At 38.0% G+C, this 16774-nt stretch carries 18 protein-coding genes; 13 read left to right on the top strand and 5 right to left on the bottom strand.

The genetic code is table 11. From position 1 onward, the window contains the following. Positions 1-129: 129 nt before the first annotated feature. The gene (locus IWB64_RS15395) at positions 130-1215 is read right to left on the bottom strand and encodes a vWA domain-containing protein (RefSeq protein ID WP_194534849.1); all 1086 of its coding nucleotides are present in this window, start codon (positions 1213-1215) and stop codon (positions 130-132) included. Between the two features lie 329 nt (positions 1216-1544). On the opposite strand from IWB64_RS15395, the gene IWB64_RS15400 reads away from it, so the two are divergent. From IWB64_RS15400 to IWB64_RS15435, 8 genes are all read left to right on the top strand, one after another. Beyond that, positions 1545-2006, top strand: coding sequence for a (2Fe-2S)-binding protein (locus IWB64_RS15400; protein ID WP_194534850.1), 462 nt, complete (start codon positions 1545-1547; stop codon positions 2004-2006). 57 nt (positions 2007-2063) lie between these two features. Next, positions 2064-4292 carry a xanthine dehydrogenase family protein molybdopterin-binding subunit gene (locus IWB64_RS15405; protein ID WP_194534851.1) on the top strand — a complete coding sequence of 743 codons (2229 nt, stop codon included), beginning with the start codon at positions 2064-2066 and terminating at the stop codon, positions 4290-4292. A 48-nt stretch (positions 4293-4340) separates the two neighbouring features. Further along, complete coding sequence (locus IWB64_RS15410) at positions 4341-5351, top strand: XdhC family protein (RefSeq protein WP_194534852.1); 1011 nt, start codon at positions 4341-4343, stop codon at positions 5349-5351. A gap of 8 nt (positions 5352-5359) precedes the next feature. Further along, positions 5360-5965, top strand: coding sequence for a nucleotidyltransferase family protein (locus IWB64_RS15415; protein WP_194534853.1), 606 nt, complete (start codon positions 5360-5362; stop codon positions 5963-5965). Then, positions 5949-7034, top strand: a complete 1086-nt coding sequence (locus IWB64_RS15420) for an amidohydrolase family protein (RefSeq protein ID WP_194534854.1) — start codon at positions 5949-5951, stop codon at positions 7032-7034. Before IWB64_RS15415 ends, IWB64_RS15420 begins: the two co-directional genes overlap by 17 nt. A gap of 174 nt (positions 7035-7208) precedes the next feature. After that, complete coding sequence (locus tag IWB64_RS15425; protein WP_226975909.1) at positions 7209-8156, top strand: M4 family metallopeptidase; 948 nt, start codon at positions 7209-7211, stop codon at positions 8154-8156. Next, on the top strand, positions 8156-8422 hold the full coding sequence (locus tag IWB64_RS15430; protein ID WP_194534856.1) for a hypothetical protein: 267 nt from the start codon (positions 8156-8158) through the stop codon (positions 8420-8422). The genes IWB64_RS15425 and IWB64_RS15430 overlap by 1 nt, the downstream gene beginning before the upstream one ends. A gap of 24 nt (positions 8423-8446) precedes the next feature. After that, entirely contained in the window at positions 8447-9118 is a 672-nt protein-coding gene (locus tag IWB64_RS15435; RefSeq protein ID WP_194534857.1) for a haloacid dehalogenase type II, read from the top strand. Here the strand turns inward: IWB64_RS15435 and IWB64_RS15440 are convergent. Continuing rightward, positions 9115-9258, bottom strand: a complete 144-nt coding sequence (locus IWB64_RS15440; RefSeq protein ID WP_194534858.1) for a hypothetical protein — start codon at positions 9256-9258, stop codon at positions 9115-9117. The genes IWB64_RS15435 and IWB64_RS15440 overlap by 4 nt on opposite strands. A gap of 270 nt (positions 9259-9528) precedes the next feature. Further along, complete coding sequence (locus tag IWB64_RS15445) at positions 9529-10155, bottom strand: GntR family transcriptional regulator (protein WP_226975910.1); 627 nt, start codon at positions 10153-10155, stop codon at positions 9529-9531. Between the two features lie 207 nt (positions 10156-10362). On the opposite strand from IWB64_RS15445, the gene IWB64_RS15450 reads away from it, so the two are divergent. Next, on the top strand, positions 10363-11199 hold the full coding sequence (locus IWB64_RS15450; protein ID WP_194534860.1) for a hypothetical protein: 837 nt from the start codon (positions 10363-10365) through the stop codon (positions 11197-11199). Between the two features lie 85 nt (positions 11200-11284). Here the strand turns inward: IWB64_RS15450 and IWB64_RS15455 are convergent, their stop codons facing one another. After that, the gene (locus IWB64_RS15455) at positions 11285-12751 is read right to left on the bottom strand and encodes a c-type cytochrome (RefSeq protein WP_194534861.1); all 1467 of its coding nucleotides are present in this window, start codon (positions 12749-12751) and stop codon (positions 11285-11287) included. A 410-nt stretch (positions 12752-13161) separates the two neighbouring features. On the opposite strand from IWB64_RS15455, the gene IWB64_RS15460 reads away from it, so the two are divergent. Together IWB64_RS15460 and IWB64_RS15465 are read left to right on the top strand one after the other, a co-directional pair. Continuing rightward, the gene (locus tag IWB64_RS15460) at positions 13162-13617 is read left to right on the top strand and encodes a cold-shock protein (protein WP_194534862.1); all 456 of its coding nucleotides are present in this window, start codon (positions 13162-13164) and stop codon (positions 13615-13617) included. Positions 13618-13691: 74 nt separating this feature from the next. Further along, positions 13692-14375: a 3-keto-disaccharide hydrolase gene (locus tag IWB64_RS15465; RefSeq protein ID WP_194534863.1), complete on the top strand. Its 684-nt coding sequence runs from the start codon at positions 13692-13694 to the stop codon at positions 14373-14375. Positions 14376-14386: 11 nt separating this feature from the next. Here IWB64_RS15465 and IWB64_RS15470 read toward each other — a convergent pair whose 3' ends face one another. Then, positions 14387-14983, bottom strand: a complete 597-nt coding sequence (locus tag IWB64_RS15470) for a pseudouridine synthase (RefSeq protein WP_194534864.1) — start codon at positions 14981-14983, stop codon at positions 14387-14389. A 165-nt stretch (positions 14984-15148) separates the two neighbouring features. On the opposite strand from IWB64_RS15470, the gene IWB64_RS15475 reads away from it, so the two are divergent. Together IWB64_RS15475 and IWB64_RS15480 are read left to right on the top strand one after the other, a co-directional pair. Continuing rightward, entirely contained in the window at positions 15149-15778 is a 630-nt protein-coding gene (locus IWB64_RS15475; protein WP_194534865.1) for an SDR family oxidoreductase, read from the top strand. Positions 15779-15880: 102 nt separating this feature from the next. Continuing rightward, a complete protein-coding gene (locus IWB64_RS15480) occupies positions 15881-16774 on the top strand; it encodes a sugar phosphate isomerase/epimerase family protein (RefSeq protein ID WP_194534866.1) in 894 nt (297 codons plus the stop codon).

Consider the following 16774-nt stretch of genomic DNA (forward strand, 5'->3'; position numbering starts at 1 on the left):
AACGGTTTCAAAAATGCGATAAAAAATTATCAATCATTTGATTCATAGTGTTTTGCCTTTAAAAATAAAGCATAAAAAAAGACACCTATTTTAGGTGCCTTTTTTTTATTTTTTGGGGAGTTTTACTGGCTATTCGCAGCCTCCGGTAAATCCGTCAGCATTAAATTTGGTTTGAACAGCACCTTGTAAGCTTCCTTCTGTAACCTGAATGGCTAAATTATTGTCTCCACTTCTTTTAGGGCTGCAGTACTCAAAAAGGTAAAAACTACTTGCGCGTTCCGAAACTAAATCAGATATCCTGTTAAAGGTATCCTCTAAATCATCTTTGTTAGCTGCAAATTCGCTAGATGTTTTTCCTAGAGCTGTTAATACGGCTGTATCAATTTCACCACCCAAACCAATAGTGAAGAAAGAAATATTAGGGTCTGCAGTATCTACTTTTTCCTGAGCGGAATCTTTTGAATATCTAGAAGCTTGGTCAGTACCGTCCGTAAAGATAACCACCGAAGCAGCTCCAATTCTTTCATCTTGGGTGCTTTCGTTCAATAATTCCGTAGCTTTATCAGTCGCTTTTATCACGGCACCATAAAGGTCTGTTGAAGCATCGCTACTAATATTGGCATCAATAGTTGCAATGGCCTGTGTCAATTCAGATTTTTCTGAAGTTAACGGGTTAAGTTCATGAAGAACATCTTCGCCATCAAACCAATAAATGGCCATTTTATATGATTCTTGTGTTGTTTCCGGCATAACGGTATTTACAAAACTGGTGCTTGCCGTTTTTAATTCTTCCAAGCTAGTCTCTAAAACACTACCGCTTAAATCCAGAATCAATAATGTGTTGCTTGAGAATATCTGTTCATTAGGTGATATTCTAGCATTGGATTCTGATGTTGAAATGGTATTGAAGCAATCATCATTTCTTCCTTGCTCGTAGATGGTGAATTGATCCGCGGTCAAACCTGATACTGGACTTCCATCACTATTAGAAACTTTAAAGAAAATAGAAACTTTACCCGGATCAGTAGTGTACTGGTCTTGAATAGATAAGACTAAGTCGTTTTCACCAAGGTCAAGGCAGTTATCAACGGCTTGGCCCTCTCCGAATCCATCACCTGTATTCAAAGCATAATTTACATCATCATCGGCATTCCCGCAGGAAACAAATAACGAGATAGATAGAAAAAATAAAACAAGTTTTAAGGAGGAATTCATTTTCGTGATTTTTACGTTCAACCATCACAACGTTAATTTTCGATTTAAAGTATGAAGAAGATAAAAAAAGATGTTAATTATTGTTAAGGCCTTAAAAGAGATGTTTCAATTCATTTTTTTTAAAAAAGGGCGCCCAGAATAATCAAATGTTTTAATTCAATGTAATTTCGGAATAAGAACATCTTAAAATCAGTTTTAAAAACAAACTTAAACATACGGCTAAATCTAGCTTTCAAAAGACCAAAGGAAAAGTTAAAGTCATGATCAAAAGTTAAAATTTTAATACCTTGTAAGTATCTTAATCGAGAAACAAAACTAAAACGATATATATGCCAACGTATCAACTTACGGTAAACGGAAAAGCCCATACGGTAGAAGCCAGTGAAGAAACTCCATTGCTATGGGTTTTACGAGATCATTTAAATATGGTCGGCACAAAATTTGGTTGTGGAATAGCACAATGTGGCGCTTGTACGGTTCATGTTGATGGAAACGCAACACGAAGTTGTTCCTTACCCGTAGCATCTGCTGAAGGTATGAGCATCACAACGATAGAAGGGCTGTCCGAAGATGGTTCACATCCGGTACAACAAGCTTGGAAAGAGGTAGATGTTCCACAATGTGGGTATTGCCAAGCGGGTCAGATGATGACCGCTTCCGCTTTTTTAGCGAAAAATCCGAGCCCAACAGAAGAAGAGATCAAAGACGCAATGAACGGTAACATTTGTAGATGTTCCGCTTATAATCGCATTAAGAAAGCGGTAGGCGTAGCTGCTGAAAAAATGGCCTAAAAAATACTGTTACGCTTTTGAAAAAACCAAAAGCCGAAATTCTATAATATACTGTTCATGTCAAAATCATCCATACAATTTAGTAGAAGAAATTTTTTACGAACGTCATCTCTTGCGAGCGGAGGTCTTTTAATAGGTTTCAACCTTTTTACAGCATGTAAATCTGATGTAAAACCGCCGGTAGATTTAGCCGATTTGAATTACAACGATTTTAATGCTTTTATAAAAATAGCCAAAAATGGTGCGGTGACTATTTTTTCGCCCAATCCGGAAATCGGTCAAGGTGTAAAAACATCAATGCCCATGATTATTGCCGAAGAATTAGATGTTTCTTGGGATAATGTATACGTGCAGCAAGGGGTTCTTGACACTAAAAACTATACAAGACAAATTGCGGGTGGTAGCCAGTCCATCCGTTTTGGTTGGGATGCGCTACGACAAACAGGAGCTACGGCAAAACAAATGTTAGTGAATGCAGCTGCGGCACGATGGAGTGTAGATGCTTCTGAGCTTACGGTAAGTGAAGGTGTAATTACCAATAAAGCGGGAGAAACCTTGGGTTATGGTGATGTTGTAGATGATGCGGCCGTTTTAGAGGTTCCTGAAAATGCCGTTCTAAAAGAACCAAAGGACTATAAAATTATAGGTACCGACAGACGTAATGTAGATATTGATAAAATTGTTACTGGTCAACCCTTGTTTGGGATTGATTACAAGGAAGAAGGTATGTTATATGCCTCAGTCCTTAGACCGCCGGCATTTGGACAAGAATTGGTTTCTTTTGATGCTACAGAGGCTAAAACATTACCCGGTGTAGTTGATGTGATTCAAATTGGCGATATGGCAAAAGCCTTATTGGATAAAGAAGAAGTGAATTGGACTGCACAACTAAGCGGTAGCGGAAAGGTTGTTGTTTTGGCAAAAACAACCTGGGACGCTTTTAAAGGCAAAAAAGCCATTAAAGCTGTTTGGTCAGATGCTACACCTTTAGAAAGCACTGAATTTCATGATGAAAAATTAAACGGTCTTTTAGACGGTAAAGATTTTGTTACCATGAGAAAAGATGGTGATGTTGTAAAAGCATTCGCTGCGGCAGATAAGGTTTTGGAACGTACCTATGAGTCGCCGTTCTTGCCTCATAACTGTATGGAGCCTATGAACTTCTTTGCCAATGTAACCGATGAAAAAATACATTTGGTAGGACCTGTGCAAACTCCTGAAGATGCGGCGAACACCGTTGCAGAACTTTTGGGCAGGGATATTGAGGATATTCATTTAGAGATGACCCGTATGGGCGGAGGTTTTGGTAGAAGACTCTATGGGGATTTTGTCTATGAAGCAGCAGAAATAAGTGCTACAATCAAAAAGCCAATTAAAATGGTTTCTTCTCGGGAAGATGATATGTCTACCGGCGTGTACAGACCAGCAATTAAATATAGAATCAAAGCTTCTTTTAAAAATGGGCAACTTAGTGGTTACCATTTAAAAGAAGCTGCTATTAACGGAAATATGTATGGATTAATCCCTAACTTCTTCCCGGCCGGTACAGTAGAGAATTATCAGGTAGATGTCGCTAATTACAAGAGTAATATTACTACTGGAGCCTGGCGCGCACCATTCACCAACTTTTTGGCCTATGCAGAGCAGAGTTTCTTTGATGAACTTGCGGAGGAAATGGAGGTCGATAAAATTAAGATGCGTTTAGACCTTTTAGAAAAAGTAAAAGGAACGGATGATGAGCGAATTCAATATTCGGCAGAACGTATGCAAAACGTAATTAAAATGGCCGTTGATAAATCTGGTTGGGGCAATCAACCTAAAGGAACTTATCAAGGATTTGTGGCCTATTATTGTCATAACACGCACGTTGCCGAAGTTGCCGATGTACAGATTGAAAAAGGTCTGCCAGTGGTCAAAAAAGTAACTTGTATTGTAGATTGTGGAATTGTAGTAAACCCATTAGGAGCATTAAACCAGATTGAAGGGGGTATTGTAGACGGAATAGGCCATAGTATGTATGGTAGTTTTGGTTTTGAAAATGGAGTGCCTACAGCCAATAATTATGATACATATCGTTTAGGCCGTATGAAAGACGCAGCGGTTGTGGAAACACATTTAGTTCAAAATGAACTTTCGCCAACAGGATTAGGAGAGCCAACATTACCGCCTGCAGGAGGGGCGGTAGCCAATGCACTTAAGGCAGCAACAGGTAAAAGAGCGTACAAACAACCTTTTATAGAACAAGCAGAGTTGTGGAAGGTAAAAGAAGAGGATATTTTGGGCTAGTGAATTCGGTTCCAATCAATATACTTTCTTTATTCGATTACGTTGTGTATGACACATGAATTAAAACACATAGTTACAGCCTATAAGGCTGCTAAAGATAAGAAGCAAAAGACCGTCCTAGCGACGGTCGTTGCTTTAGAGGGCTCCTCGTACCGTCGTCCAGGAGTTCGCATGCTTATCCGTGAGGACGGCAAGAGGATAGGAGCGGTAAGTGGCGGTTGTGTAGAAAAGGAAATCATCAGACAGGCTCAAACTGTATTTACAGATGATATCCCCAAGATGATGATTTACGATGGCCGCTATCGGTTGGGCTGCGAGGGCATTCTTTATATATTGATAGAGCCTTTTGCTCCAAGCTCGACTTTCCTTGAAGCTTTTGAGCTCACATTGAGTCGCAGGACGCAATTTAAAATCATTTCCTCCTTTAGTAAGGACGAAGGTAACAACACAAGCCTAGGTTCTTTTTTTATTATAGGAAGAGAGAAATTTGGAATGCGGAATAATGTTGTTTTAACGGATGATAGGGAGCGGTTTGAGCAAGAAATGAACCCTTGTTTTAAGCTGATTATAATTGGTGCGGAACATGATGCGGTCCAGTTATGTTTTTTTGCTTCTTTAACGGGTTGGGAAGTTACTATTGTGGCTTCTGCAGCAGAGGAAAAGAATATAAGTGATTTTCCCGGAGCGAGTCTTTTTCTATCGGAAGAACCAGAAATGTTATCGCTTAATTCTATAGATGAACAAACTGCAATCGTTTTAATGACACATAGTTATGTGCGCGACTTAAAGTATTTGTTAGCTATTAAAGAATCACGTCCTGTGTATTTAGGAATGTTGGGCCCTGCAAAACGAAGGGAGAAACTTCTAAATGAATTCATAGAAAATTATCCTGAAGTTTCAGATGCTTTTTTTGATACAATCCACGGTCCGGCAGGATTGGACATAGGTGCGGAAACCGCTCAGGAAATCGCTATGGCCATTCTTTCTGAAATACTATCGGTTACAAGAAATAAAGAGCCCATAATGCTCAAAAACAAACAAGGGAGAATACATACCTAATGAAAATTATGCCGCATCGTATTGCAATTTTAATATTGGCTGCCGGGGCTTCCACAAGAATGGGACAACCAAAACAGCTCCTTCCTTGGAAAGATACTACTTTGTTGGGGCATGCTATTCAGACCGCTAAATCTACGGATGCAATTGAGGTTGTCACTGTATTGGGCGCAAATGCTAAATTGATACAATCTCAAATTAAGGAAGAAGTAATTTTTATTCAAAATACCGCTTGGCAATCAGGTTTAGGTGGTTCTATTGCTTGTGGAACTGAATGGCTACTTCAGTCGAATATAGAGTTTGATGGGCTATTGATTACGCTGGCGGATCAACCTTTAATCGATTTTAAATATCTTGATAAACTTATTAGCACGTTCTCTGAGCATACGGATAGAATCATAGCTTCGACCTATAGAAATAGGGCAGGAGTACCGGCACTTTTCCCTAAGAAATATGTGAATACTTTATTGAAGTTAGATGAAGATTTTGGTGCGAAACATCTCTTGGAGCAAGAACAGGATACTATTATTACAATTCCTGCAGAAAATCGTATTAGTGATGTGGACACAGAGGAAGATTACGAACAATTAAAGAATAGGCATGAATTTGAAAATTAATCTTGTATTTATACTACTGGCGTGCAATGGTTTGGTCGCCCAAGAAATGGGCTTTGAAGAGTATAATCCAAAATCTACCTTGGTGGTTCCGGTGAATGAGGTGACAAAAGCGAAATATCCTTTTATAGACATTCATAGTCATCAAAGAAATATGAGTGCGCAAAGCCTTAATGGTTTGGTGAAAGATATGGATGCCATGAATGAAGCTATTATGGTAAACCTAAGCGGAGGCTCTGGGAGTAAATTAGCGGAAAGCGTAGATAATATCGCTGAAAATTATCCTAATAGATTTGTTGTCTTTGCCAATGTAGATTTTGATGGAGCGGGAAAATCAGGTTGGATAGAAAAGACTGTGGACCAACTAGAAGCCGATATTAAAAAAGGAGCTAAAGGCTTAAAAGTATTTAAAAGTCTAGGGCTTAGAAATGTAGATGTTGACGGAAAGCGATTGGCGGTTGATGATATACGCTTAGACCCTATTTGGGCAAAGTGTGGGGAATTGGGTGTTCCTGTATTGATTCATTCCGCTGACCCAAAATCGTTTTGGGATGAAATGAATGCTGATAACGAACGGTGGTTGGAGTTAAAAACACATTCACGTAGAAAGCGCTCAGACACGGACCCTGCTCCCTGGCAACAAATTATAGATGAACAGCACCATGTGTTCAAAAAACATCCGAATACAAAATTTATTAGTGCGCATATGGGTTGGTATGCCAATGACTTAAAACAATTGGGCGGTTTCTTAGATGACTTGCCAAATATGTATGTGGGTATAGCTGCCGTAATTGCAGAACTTGGCCGACAGCCGCAAAATGCACGTGAATTTTTTACAAAGTACCAAGATCGTATCCTATTTGGAAAGGATAGTTGGAAGCCAGAGGAGTTTCCTACCTATTTTAGGGTCTTAGAAACCAATGACGAGTATTTTCCTTACTATAAGAAATATCATGCTTTCTGGGCCATGTATGGGCTTAATTTACCCGATGAAATATTAAAAAAAGTATATTACAAGAACGCCCTTAGTTTGGTTCCGGGCTTAGATAAAAGTTTGTTTCCTAAAGACTGATTAGGGTACAGTCCATGTCAATTTTATCTGAAAGCTTAACGCTTATTTTTTGGAGAAACTCTTAAAACAAGCGAAATTACATCTCAAACCCTAAAATCTATTTCTATGTGCACAAAAGCCCAATGCTATATAATTCCACCATACTTACTTGAGAAGCTCGCCAAACATGGTAATATGAGTTGCAAAAGAGCTTTGAACGATACAGGAAGAATTGCGGAACGTAGACGCAATAGTCTAAACAATCTTTTGCTACGCAACCAAGCGGAAGGGAGTGGAGAGCGTTTCGTATACGATTCTCAGAACCAATTTGAGCAGCGAATGAAGCTAGTCAGGCAAGAAGGACAAGAGCCTGTAGAAGATGAAAGTGTGAATAACGCATATGATACTTCAGGCTTTGTTCGTAAATATTTTCTGGAGACATTTGGACTAAATTCTATTGATGGAAACGGGCTAGATATAATTTCCAACGTACATTATGGTGAAGCATATAACAATGCATATTGGGATGGTGATGAAATGACTTACGGCGACGGTGACGGTAAAGAATTCACAGATTTTGCAAGTGCTATTGATGTTGTTGCTCATGAGCTTGCCCACGGTGTAACGCAGTTTTTTGCCAACTTGGAATACCAAAGTCAGCCAGGAGCACTTAACGAGCATTTTTCTGATGTATTCGGAACGATTATCAAACAAAAATACCTAGAGCAAGACATTGCTAATGCCGATTGGTTAATTGGAGACAGCGTGGTAACCGAAGAATTTCCAGGAGTTGCAATTCGCTCTATGAAAGCACCTGGTACGGCAAATGATTTTGATACGCAACCAGATCATATGGATAACTATTACAATGGGATGGGGGATAACCAAGGTGTACATATCAATTCTGGGATACCTAACAAGGCCTTTTATCTATGCTGCTTAGAAATTGGTCTTGATGATTGTGCATTGATATGGTTTGAGACATTAAAGGCGCTATGGCGTACGGCTGACTTTAACGATATGGTAGAAACGTTGGTAAGTACTGCACAAAAGTTAATTTCAGAAGATAAAGTGGCTCAAAATGCTGTAGAAGCCATAAGCATGAGTTTTACTCAAGTAGGTCTAACCCCAATAGTTGTCTAATGAAGTACGATATAAACATAGAAGGAGGTTTTACAGCTATTCCTAAGCATTTTGAGGGAGAAGTTAAACTGGGTAAAGAAGAAGAAAAAGAAATGCGTGAGGCCGTTAGCCTTAAGCGTGAAGACCACAGCCAACTGAGGGACGGTTTTACCTATACCGTAAAATTTACGGATGAAGATGGAATTTATGAGTCGCAATTTAACGAGTCTAATTTACCTAAGAAAATCAGACATTTTATAACCGATATTCAAAAGGGAAATACCTGAACTGCAAGTAAAATACGGAATGGAATGAAAAAACCTGAACTACTTATTTTTGACATTAATGAAACCCTTTTGAATCTAGACCCTTTGGCCTCAGCTATAAACGAGGCTTTAGATTCAAAACATGCTTTTGCATTATGGTTCAGGACCTTACTGCATTACTCTTTAGTTGAAACTTTAAGTGGTAATTACGAAGATTTTGGTGCCATTGGAAAGGCTACGCTGAAGATGACCATGCTAAAGTTCGATAAAAATATATCGGAAGATGACATGGATTCTATTTTAGGTAACATCAAGAAATTACCACCTCATGATGATGTTAAAGAAGGCTTGAAAATATTAAAAGACGCGGGTATAAAACTGGTGGCTCTTTCTAATAGCAATGAGAATTTATTAAAGGAACAATTACAGTTTGCAGGAATTGCTTCTTATTTTGATGCTATAATGTCTGTGGAAGTGGTCTCAAGTTATAAACCAGAAGCGTCACCTTATAAGGCTGTTCTTGGGAAAATGAGCGTATCGGCAGAAGATACCATGATGGTTGCCGCACATGGTTGGGATATTTTGGGAGCTAAACGAGCAGGTTTGCGAACCGCATTTGTTGCACGCAAAGGTCACGCTATTTATCCGTTAGACGGAGCGCCGGAACTAATAGGCAAAACTATTCTAGAAGTTGCCCACACAATTTTGAAAAACTAGTCTCTTTCTAGCTTTTCTTCTTTGTTTAGACTACCGTAGTCTTGAAAAATACCGCAAGAGTGTTCTTTCTTGATCAAAGACTTTTCTGCTTGCTTCTTCTTTCTGGCCAAAACTTCTATTTGAGGAGATAAGTAACCCATGATTTTTTGTTTTTTAGGTATCGTTAAAACGCCTTTAGTTTAAAATTGTTGTCTCTGTTTTCGGTTTTTAGTCGAAATACAATTCAAATGTAAATTTGTAATTTGAATTCAGATATAACTTTACAAAAAAATTGTGATTTGTTCACCTATCTATTGAAAATGAACAGGATAGAAGTATTCAATGGTTTTCCAAAAAAGGCCGTAGATAATGTTGAAAGTGCGTAAAAACGCCTAGAAAAAATACAATAATTAAGATTTTTGTTGAAGAATCTATAATACTACAAGTTGCTTTTCTATATAGCTTTTTACCAGCATTAAATTCATTTTTAGAACTAATGCGGCAGAAGGTATATTATCATCTTCAATAGCAGAAATTATAGCATCGTGCTGATCGTTGGAATTGTAATGAAAGGAATCGTTGGACATAAAAGCACGTTCATAGAAGAAAACCCTAGTTTTTAAATCTTTCAGTATTTGTTGAAATACAGGATTCTTATAGTTGCAGGTTAGAAGCCTATGAAACTCCATATAGGCATTCACACGTTCCAAAGCATCTTCGGCATTTGCAATAAGGTCTCTTTGCTTTTTAAGTTTGGAGATTGAAGATTCATTAAACGTAGATTCTTCTAGTGCTAGAACTTCTAAGTGGGCAACAAGCTCATAAAGGTTTTTGGCTTCGTCTGGATTAGCGGCAGCAATTACAAATCCGCGGTTGGGAATAGCTCGTATGATGTGGGATTGCTGTAGCTGCGTCAAAGCCTCCCGAATAGGAGTTACGCTTACTTTCAACTTTCTAGATAATGCAGCCAGATTAATGCCTTGTCCGGGTTGTAAATCGCCCTTTTGCATTTGTCTCAAAAGGTGTTCTCGTACTTTATCACGTAGTATAATACTCATTCCCATATGGTAAATATATGGTATCGTATACGATTTTTCAGTTCTTTTTATTAATTATTTTCTTTAAGTTTAGAAGGAATTATAGGAAAGTTTAGATTAAAATTTTACCATGTATATAGGTTTTGGTGCCGTTCATCCAAATAACGTCCTGAACTATAATATACTGCACCATTCTCCGTTTTTGCACGATAACCTTAAATTTTAAATATGACTTCCTATTTTAAACTTATTAGACCTTATGTTCTTGTTGGTGCATTTTCGCTGTTAGCTTTTAGTTGTTCCGATGATGTTGATGAAATTTTGGATATGGATCAAAAACAAGAAGAGGAGCAAGAACAAAAATTAGTAGTTGAACAGACAGAGTTAGCTGCTATTTTTGATTTGGATGATATGTCTAGTGCTGCAGATGGTATGATTAGTGGAATTTACGGCGATCGGAATTCTGCAAATTCCGGAAAAGATGAAACATGCTATACGGCAGTTTATACGGAAAAAGGTTTTTCCGCAACTTTTGATAATTGTACAGCAGCAGCCAATGATTATTTAATGAACGGGTCAATAGAAGTTGTGTACGGTGGTGAAGAAGATTCTCATGATTACACGGTATCCTATATTGATTTTTCTGTTGGTGGAATTAAATTGAATGGAGAAAGGTCAGTAGGAATCTCTGTTGAGGAATCTATTAACGGATATGATTTAGTTTTTGATGTTGGTGTTAATATGGATGTAGTTTTGGAAGACGGTCGTGAACTTTCTGAAGAAGGAGATAAGAACTATAGATTTGTTTCACCGGATTCTGGTGAAGGTTTTGTTTTACAAATGAACGGTGAATGGACGGTAACTTCTGATGATGATACCTATAACATTGACATTGTAAATGTGCTACAAGCAGAGTCGTCTTGCGATTATATAGGAAAAGGTCTAATGGAGCTTTCTAAAAATGGATTAACGGTAGATGTTAATTTTGGTGACGGTACTTGTGATGACCTGGGTGAGCTTATCTATCCTGATGGAACCACAGAAACAATTTCTCTAGAAGATTAATTTCTGAAGTAAAACAATAATAAAAAAAAACCCTTGTCTTCAATAGATAAGGGCTTTTTTTATGAGCTCTACAGGGCAAGAAACACTAGAGCGTTTTTACATATTCTAATAAAGCCAAACGTTGTTGGTCAGTTAATTTATCACCAAAAGTATGTCCGCCGTTTCCATATCCCTTTAAAGTGGTGTCATAGGTTTCTTTATCTATTTTGGAAACTTCTTCGGTATAATTCCAACCTAAATTTTCTTTGTCATAATCGGTACTATTAAAACTTCTGCTCCAGTATGTGGGTCGTTTAGAGCTATCCAACACTTCGGCAATAGTAGCTACGGAACCATTATGAAAGTAAGGTGCGGTTGCCCAAACACCATTAAGTGGAGGAGCAATATATCCACCCTCGGCATTAAATTCCAAACCGGCAGACCCTGTTCCAAACCAACCGGTATTAAACCAATCTAGAAAGTAGTCATTTACATCAGACGGTGTGGTGTAAAGGTTAGAGAGCGCAGCGTCCGTACCAATTGTTTTAAGTGCCACAAGAAGGTTTGGAAATTCTTCATTCTCGCCATAAGAGCCATGGCATTTCACACAATTATCTTCAAAAACAGGTTTGCCTTCAGCTGCTAAATCGGCATCAATTTCAAAAGGGTAGGCAGGGGTTTCTATGTCATAGATATAGGCTAGTACATCTGGCATTTTTGGATCTAATTCTTCTGCTTTTGTTTGGTCATCCAGGGTTAATAATGCAGACCCAATGAACGATTTACAAAAATCTTTACGTCCTATACCGTGATAAAAAAGAGCGTTTTTTTTCTTTAATAACCACCAGGCAGGTACATCTGTAGGAATAACTTCTTCACTTACGTTTACATAAGGTGAATCTGTCCATTCTAGCGTATTCTTATCTCTGTGGGCGGCTAAAACCCTGGTGATTTTATCGGCAGGATTAGCACCTCGGGTTTCAGTAAGTGTTTTAGGACCAATGGCTTCTATGCTCTTTCTAAACTGATCATAAGCTTTCCATTCGTCACTTTCTCGTCCCCCGTATAGTAAGGAAACACCGGCGCTGACCAAACCAATGTTCTCGGCTCTGTTTATAGTGAAATCGGCTGCATGATTACCTAAGCCTACAATAAACTCATCGTTTATAAAGCTTGCATGGCAAGACATACAATTGGGCGATACGATTCTAACACCATTTGCTGCCGTAACCGCTGTGTATTCATAAGCAATATTGGCATTGTCTCCTGTACGCTCCAGTAGGTTTGTGTTGTCTTCTCCGGTACCTTGTACAAACGCATCGTAAGGCACACCGGAACTCATATAATTTCCGGTAATCAAAAATTCATATCCTTTAGTGGCATCGCCAAGTCTTTGTGGAGATGCTGGTATTGCATTTACCTCTATGATATCGGTGGGTTCTGGTTCTGGCTGGGGAGTAGCGGTTTCTTCATCCGGATTGGGTACGGATTCATATTCATTGCTATCACCAGAACAAGCATAGCCTAAGAATAATAGGCCAACTAACGCGAGGATATTATAGTGCTTTTTCAAAATATAAAGTTTTATTCACCTGTAGGAGAACGATATGACTCGGCCGAAAGATAGTAATAAAGGTGAATAAAGTTATTTATAGCTATAAAAAAATTGAAAGTTGAGCAAACATAAAAAGAGCTTTTCAAAACTAATCAACATGCATCTTTTTACATTTCAATTTCAAAATATGACTTCTTTGTGCTCTTAATTTATGAAATATACGAAATTACTCAATAAAAAGGAATTAAACGACATGGTATCCTCCTTAAATTAATCTCATTAAGGTGCTGATAATTAGATTATTATAAGTTGTTAATAGGATTATCTATGTCTTCTGTTTTTCTGGGATTTCTAGAGATTAAAATGCAAATAAAATCAAAATAATTTCTTACCTTATCCTCCTAATTTTAAAACAAGAAAAATAGCGCATGGCTAAATCGCAGCAAACCTATAATAAGACTGAAAAAGAGAAGAAACGTTTGAAAAAACGTGAAGAGAAACAAAAGAAAAAAAATGCACGTAAAGTCGCTTCAAAAGAAAATGACGAAGGAATTCCTTTCGCCTATGTTGACTTTAACGGTAACCTTGTAGATACGCCACCGGATCCTTCACAAAAGGTTCAGATTGATGCTGAAGATATTGTTTTGGGAATTCCTAAGAAAGAAGAAGGTGATCAAGAAGAATTTGATCCAGTTCGTAATGGTAAAGTATCTTATTTTGATTTCTCTAAAGGTTTCGGTTTTATTATCGATTCTGAGAATCAAGAAAAATACTTTGTTCACGTAAGTGGCCTTATCGATGAAATTAACGAGAACGATAAAGTTTCTTTTGAGCTAGAAAAAGGTATGAAGGGCATGAATGCCGTTCGTGTCAAGAAAATATAGTAAGACTACTGCTATTCAATTTTCGAATGGTATGAAATTAAATAGGACATAGCATTTGTCCGTTTTCTGCATCTATGAAAAAATTCATTTTAGTTTTTTCACTTGCGTTAATCGTTCTAAGTTCTTGTAAACCAACTGCTAAAAGTTTGTTTAATGGTAAGGGCTTAAATGGTTGGCATATAGATGTTCCGGCAATGGACAGCACGGATGCAAGAAATCCCTTTATTATAAGAAATGGCATGTTGGTTAGCTTAGGCACACCAGCAGGCCATATTATTACAGATGCCTCCTACGAAGACTTTCGTTTGGATGTAGAATACCGTTTTGCGGGTGAACCTGGCAATTGTGGTGTTTTGGTTTTTGCTTCAACTCCACGTTCGCTTTACAAATTGTTTCCAAAATCCATTGAAGTCCAAATGATGCATGAAAATGCTGGGGACTTTTGGTGCATTGTTGAGGATATTACCGTAGATGATATGGCAGAACGCCGCGGACCCAAAGAAGAATGGGGTATTACCGAAGGTAAAAAACGCAGAATACTTAATCTAACAGATGGTTCAGAAAAGCCTGTGGGCGATTGGAACCATATGACTATTGAGTGCCTGAAAAATGAAATAAAGGTTTGGGTAAATGGTGACTTAGTAAATCATGGTTATGATGCTACCGCGCAAACCGGGCAAATTGCATTACAGGCAGAAGGCTCTGAGGTGGAGTTTCGTAAAGTAGAGCTACTACCTATTAGTAAACTGACAGAGTAAATACGATTTACCTATTCTTTCAAATTCAATTCCGCAGGTAAATTCGGAAAATCAACCACATCAGAAGGATTCATTCCTTGAAGCGTCACCGTTCCTATTCGTACCCGTACCAATCGTAAGGTAGGAAAACCTACTACTGCAGTCATCTTTCTCACTTGTCTAAATCTACCTTCCGTTAAAGTAACGGACAACCAAGAATTTGGTCTATGTGAACCCACGCGCAGTAAATGATGGGGTTTTGGGAAATCAGGCTCCTCGCTTATCAGTTTAGCTTGGCAAGGTTTGGTCAAATACTTTTTTCCTTCAATACCAATTTCCACTCCTTTTTGTAATTTTTCTATGGCTTCGGGGGTAATGACACCATCTAATTGGGCGTAATATTCTTTTTCAATTCCCGAGCGGTTAACCGTATCGCTTAGTTTTCCATCGGTAGTCATTAAAAGGAGCCCTTCGGATTTTAAATCCAATCGGCCTATGGCCATAACGTCATCTTCAAAAGGGTACAGCTCACTTATAAAACGCTTGGAACGTTTTTCCTTTTTGTTATTGGAGCCCATTTGACTGATGAGTCCAAAGGGTTTGTACATTTTAAAATGTTGATGGGCCATTAAAAAAATTTATGATGCAAAGGTAGTAAAGACTTATGCTTAAAACCTAAGTGTTCTGTGGTTATAGATCATTCATTAATATGCTTCTGGGTTAAAAATGAATTATTCTGCATCAAGGTAAAAGGGCAGTGTGTCTTAAATTTGTGGTAACTAAAAAATGATGAAATGGAAAATGTATTAGTAGCTGGTGCAAATGGTACCACAGGAAAAAAAATAGTAACACTTTTAAATCAATCTCAATATTTCACTCCTATAGCAATGGTTCGTAAAGAATCTCAAAAGGAACAATTTGAAAAAGATAATATCACCACTGTTATGGGTGATTTGGAAGAAGATATAGCGCATACCGTAAAAAATATAGATAAGGTAATTTTTGCAGCTGGTTCTGGCGGAAAGAAAGTTAAAGAAGTAGACCAGGAAGGAGCTAAAAAAATGGTAGATGCAGCAAAATCCGGTCATTTAAAGAAATTTGTAATGTTAAGCTCTATGGGAGCTGACAACCCAGAACAGGCCAGCGACTTAAAGGATTACTTGAAGGCCAAACATAATGCAGATGTCCATCTAAAAGATAGTAATCTAACCTACGCCATAGTGCGTCCAGGTTCTTTGACGAATGATAAGGGAACAGGGAAAATAAAAGCGGCATCTAGTTTAGGGAATTCTGGCTCTATTAGCAGAGATGATGTAGCGCAGACATTAGTCCGTGCATTGCATGATGATGCCGTGAAGAATGCCACTTTTGAGATTTTGGAAGGTGAAACTTTAATTGGAGAGGCTATAGATTCCGTTTCATAAATTGTGGATATTTTCGTTCGTACCAAAAGATTGTAATATATTAGGGTTTGCTTTTAAGTAAGCCCTTTTTTTTGTCCAATTTTAAAACTTCAGTTAGCATATATGCATAGAAGAGATTTTATAAAACAGAGTAGTTTGGCTTCGGTGGCAACCTTACTGCCGGTAACTGGTTTTACTTTAGAGAACAAACCAAAGTTTAAAATGGGATTGCAGCTTTTCACCATTCGTGATGCCATGAAAACGGACCCGTTGGGTAGCCTTAAAAAGGCAAAAGCAATGGGCTATCAAGATTTAGAAATTTACGGTTTTGACCCAGAGAACATTGGCTATTACGGTTATAAAGCAAAAGAATTCAAACAGATTCTAGATGACCTTAATCTTACGACTACCAGTGGTCATTATGATTTCTCGTCATACTTTGATAAGCCAGAGGATGAGCTTAAAAAATACTTGGATGCCTGTATAGAAGGAGCTCATATGCTGAACAAACCTTATATTACTTGGCCTTGGTTGGCACCTGAATTCCGAACCATTGAAAACTATAAGGTGCTTAGCGGCAAACTCAATTGGATGGCAGAGCACGTAAATTCCGCTGGACTTGGTTTTGCCTATCACAACCATGATTTTGAATTTACGGACCACAATGGTCAAATTGGTTATGATATCATTCTACAAGAGACCGACCCCAAATTGGTAAAACTACAGATGGATATGTATTGGGTAATGCACTCCTCAAAAAAAACACCACAGGAACTTATAACGGAACAGCCTGGGCGCTACGTGATGTGGCATATAAAAGATATGGATAAAGTTACCCAAGATTATACGGAGTTGGGTAACGGGTCTATTAACTATGCCGCCATGTTATCCAATATAGATCAAGACGCTTTACAGTATTATTATATAGAACAAGGAAGCAACTTTGCCCAAAATTCTATGAAAAGTATAGCGGACAGTGCAGAATTCTTCAAGAAAAATTTAAAACAATATCTCTAA

Source organism: Zobellia nedashkovskayae (assembly GCF_015330125.1).
Taxonomy (GTDB): domain Bacteria; phylum Bacteroidota; class Bacteroidia; order Flavobacteriales; family Flavobacteriaceae; genus Zobellia; species Zobellia nedashkovskayae.

Excerpts from the sequence above, each read along its gene's own strand:
- IWB64_RS15395 (WP_194534849.1), bottom strand. The coding sequence starts at position 1,215 with ATGAATTCCTCCTTAAAACTTGTTTTATTTTTTCTATCTATCTCGTTA.
- IWB64_RS15400 (WP_194534850.1), top strand. The coding sequence starts at position 1,545 with ATGCCAACGTATCAACTTACGGTAAACGGAAAAGCCCATACGGTAGAA.
- IWB64_RS15405 (WP_194534851.1), top strand. The coding sequence starts at position 2,064 with ATGTCAAAATCATCCATACAATTTAGTAGAAGAAATTTTTTACGAACG.
- IWB64_RS15410 (WP_194534852.1), top strand. The coding sequence starts at position 4,341 with ATGACACATGAATTAAAACACATAGTTACAGCCTATAAGGCTGCTAAA.
- IWB64_RS15415 (WP_194534853.1), top strand. The coding sequence starts at position 5,360 with ATGCCGCATCGTATTGCAATTTTAATATTGGCTGCCGGGGCTTCCACA.
- IWB64_RS15420 (WP_194534854.1), top strand. The coding sequence starts at position 5,949 with ATGAATTTGAAAATTAATCTTGTATTTATACTACTGGCGTGCAATGGT.
- IWB64_RS15425 (WP_226975909.1), top strand. The coding sequence starts at position 7,209 with ATGAGTTGCAAAAGAGCTTTGAACGATACAGGAAGAATTGCGGAACGT.
- IWB64_RS15430 (WP_194534856.1), top strand. The coding sequence starts at position 8,156 with ATGAAGTACGATATAAACATAGAAGGAGGTTTTACAGCTATTCCTAAG.
- IWB64_RS15435 (WP_194534857.1), top strand. The coding sequence starts at position 8,447 with ATGAAAAAACCTGAACTACTTATTTTTGACATTAATGAAACCCTTTTG.
- IWB64_RS15440 (WP_194534858.1), bottom strand. The coding sequence starts at position 9,258 with ATGGGTTACTTATCTCCTCAAATAGAAGTTTTGGCCAGAAAGAAGAAG.
- IWB64_RS15445 (WP_226975910.1), bottom strand. The coding sequence starts at position 10,155 with ATGAGTATTATACTACGTGATAAAGTACGAGAACACCTTTTGAGACAA.
- IWB64_RS15450 (WP_194534860.1), top strand. The coding sequence starts at position 10,363 with ATGACTTCCTATTTTAAACTTATTAGACCTTATGTTCTTGTTGGTGCA.
- IWB64_RS15460 (WP_194534862.1), top strand. The coding sequence starts at position 13,162 with ATGGCTAAATCGCAGCAAACCTATAATAAGACTGAAAAAGAGAAGAAA.
- IWB64_RS15465 (WP_194534863.1), top strand. The coding sequence starts at position 13,692 with ATGAAAAAATTCATTTTAGTTTTTTCACTTGCGTTAATCGTTCTAAGT.
- IWB64_RS15470 (WP_194534864.1), bottom strand. The coding sequence starts at position 14,983 with ATGGCCCATCAACATTTTAAAATGTACAAACCCTTTGGACTCATCAGT.
- IWB64_RS15475 (WP_194534865.1), top strand. The coding sequence starts at position 15,149 with ATGGAAAATGTATTAGTAGCTGGTGCAAATGGTACCACAGGAAAAAAA.
- IWB64_RS15480 (WP_194534866.1), top strand. The coding sequence starts at position 15,881 with ATGCATAGAAGAGATTTTATAAAACAGAGTAGTTTGGCTTCGGTGGCA.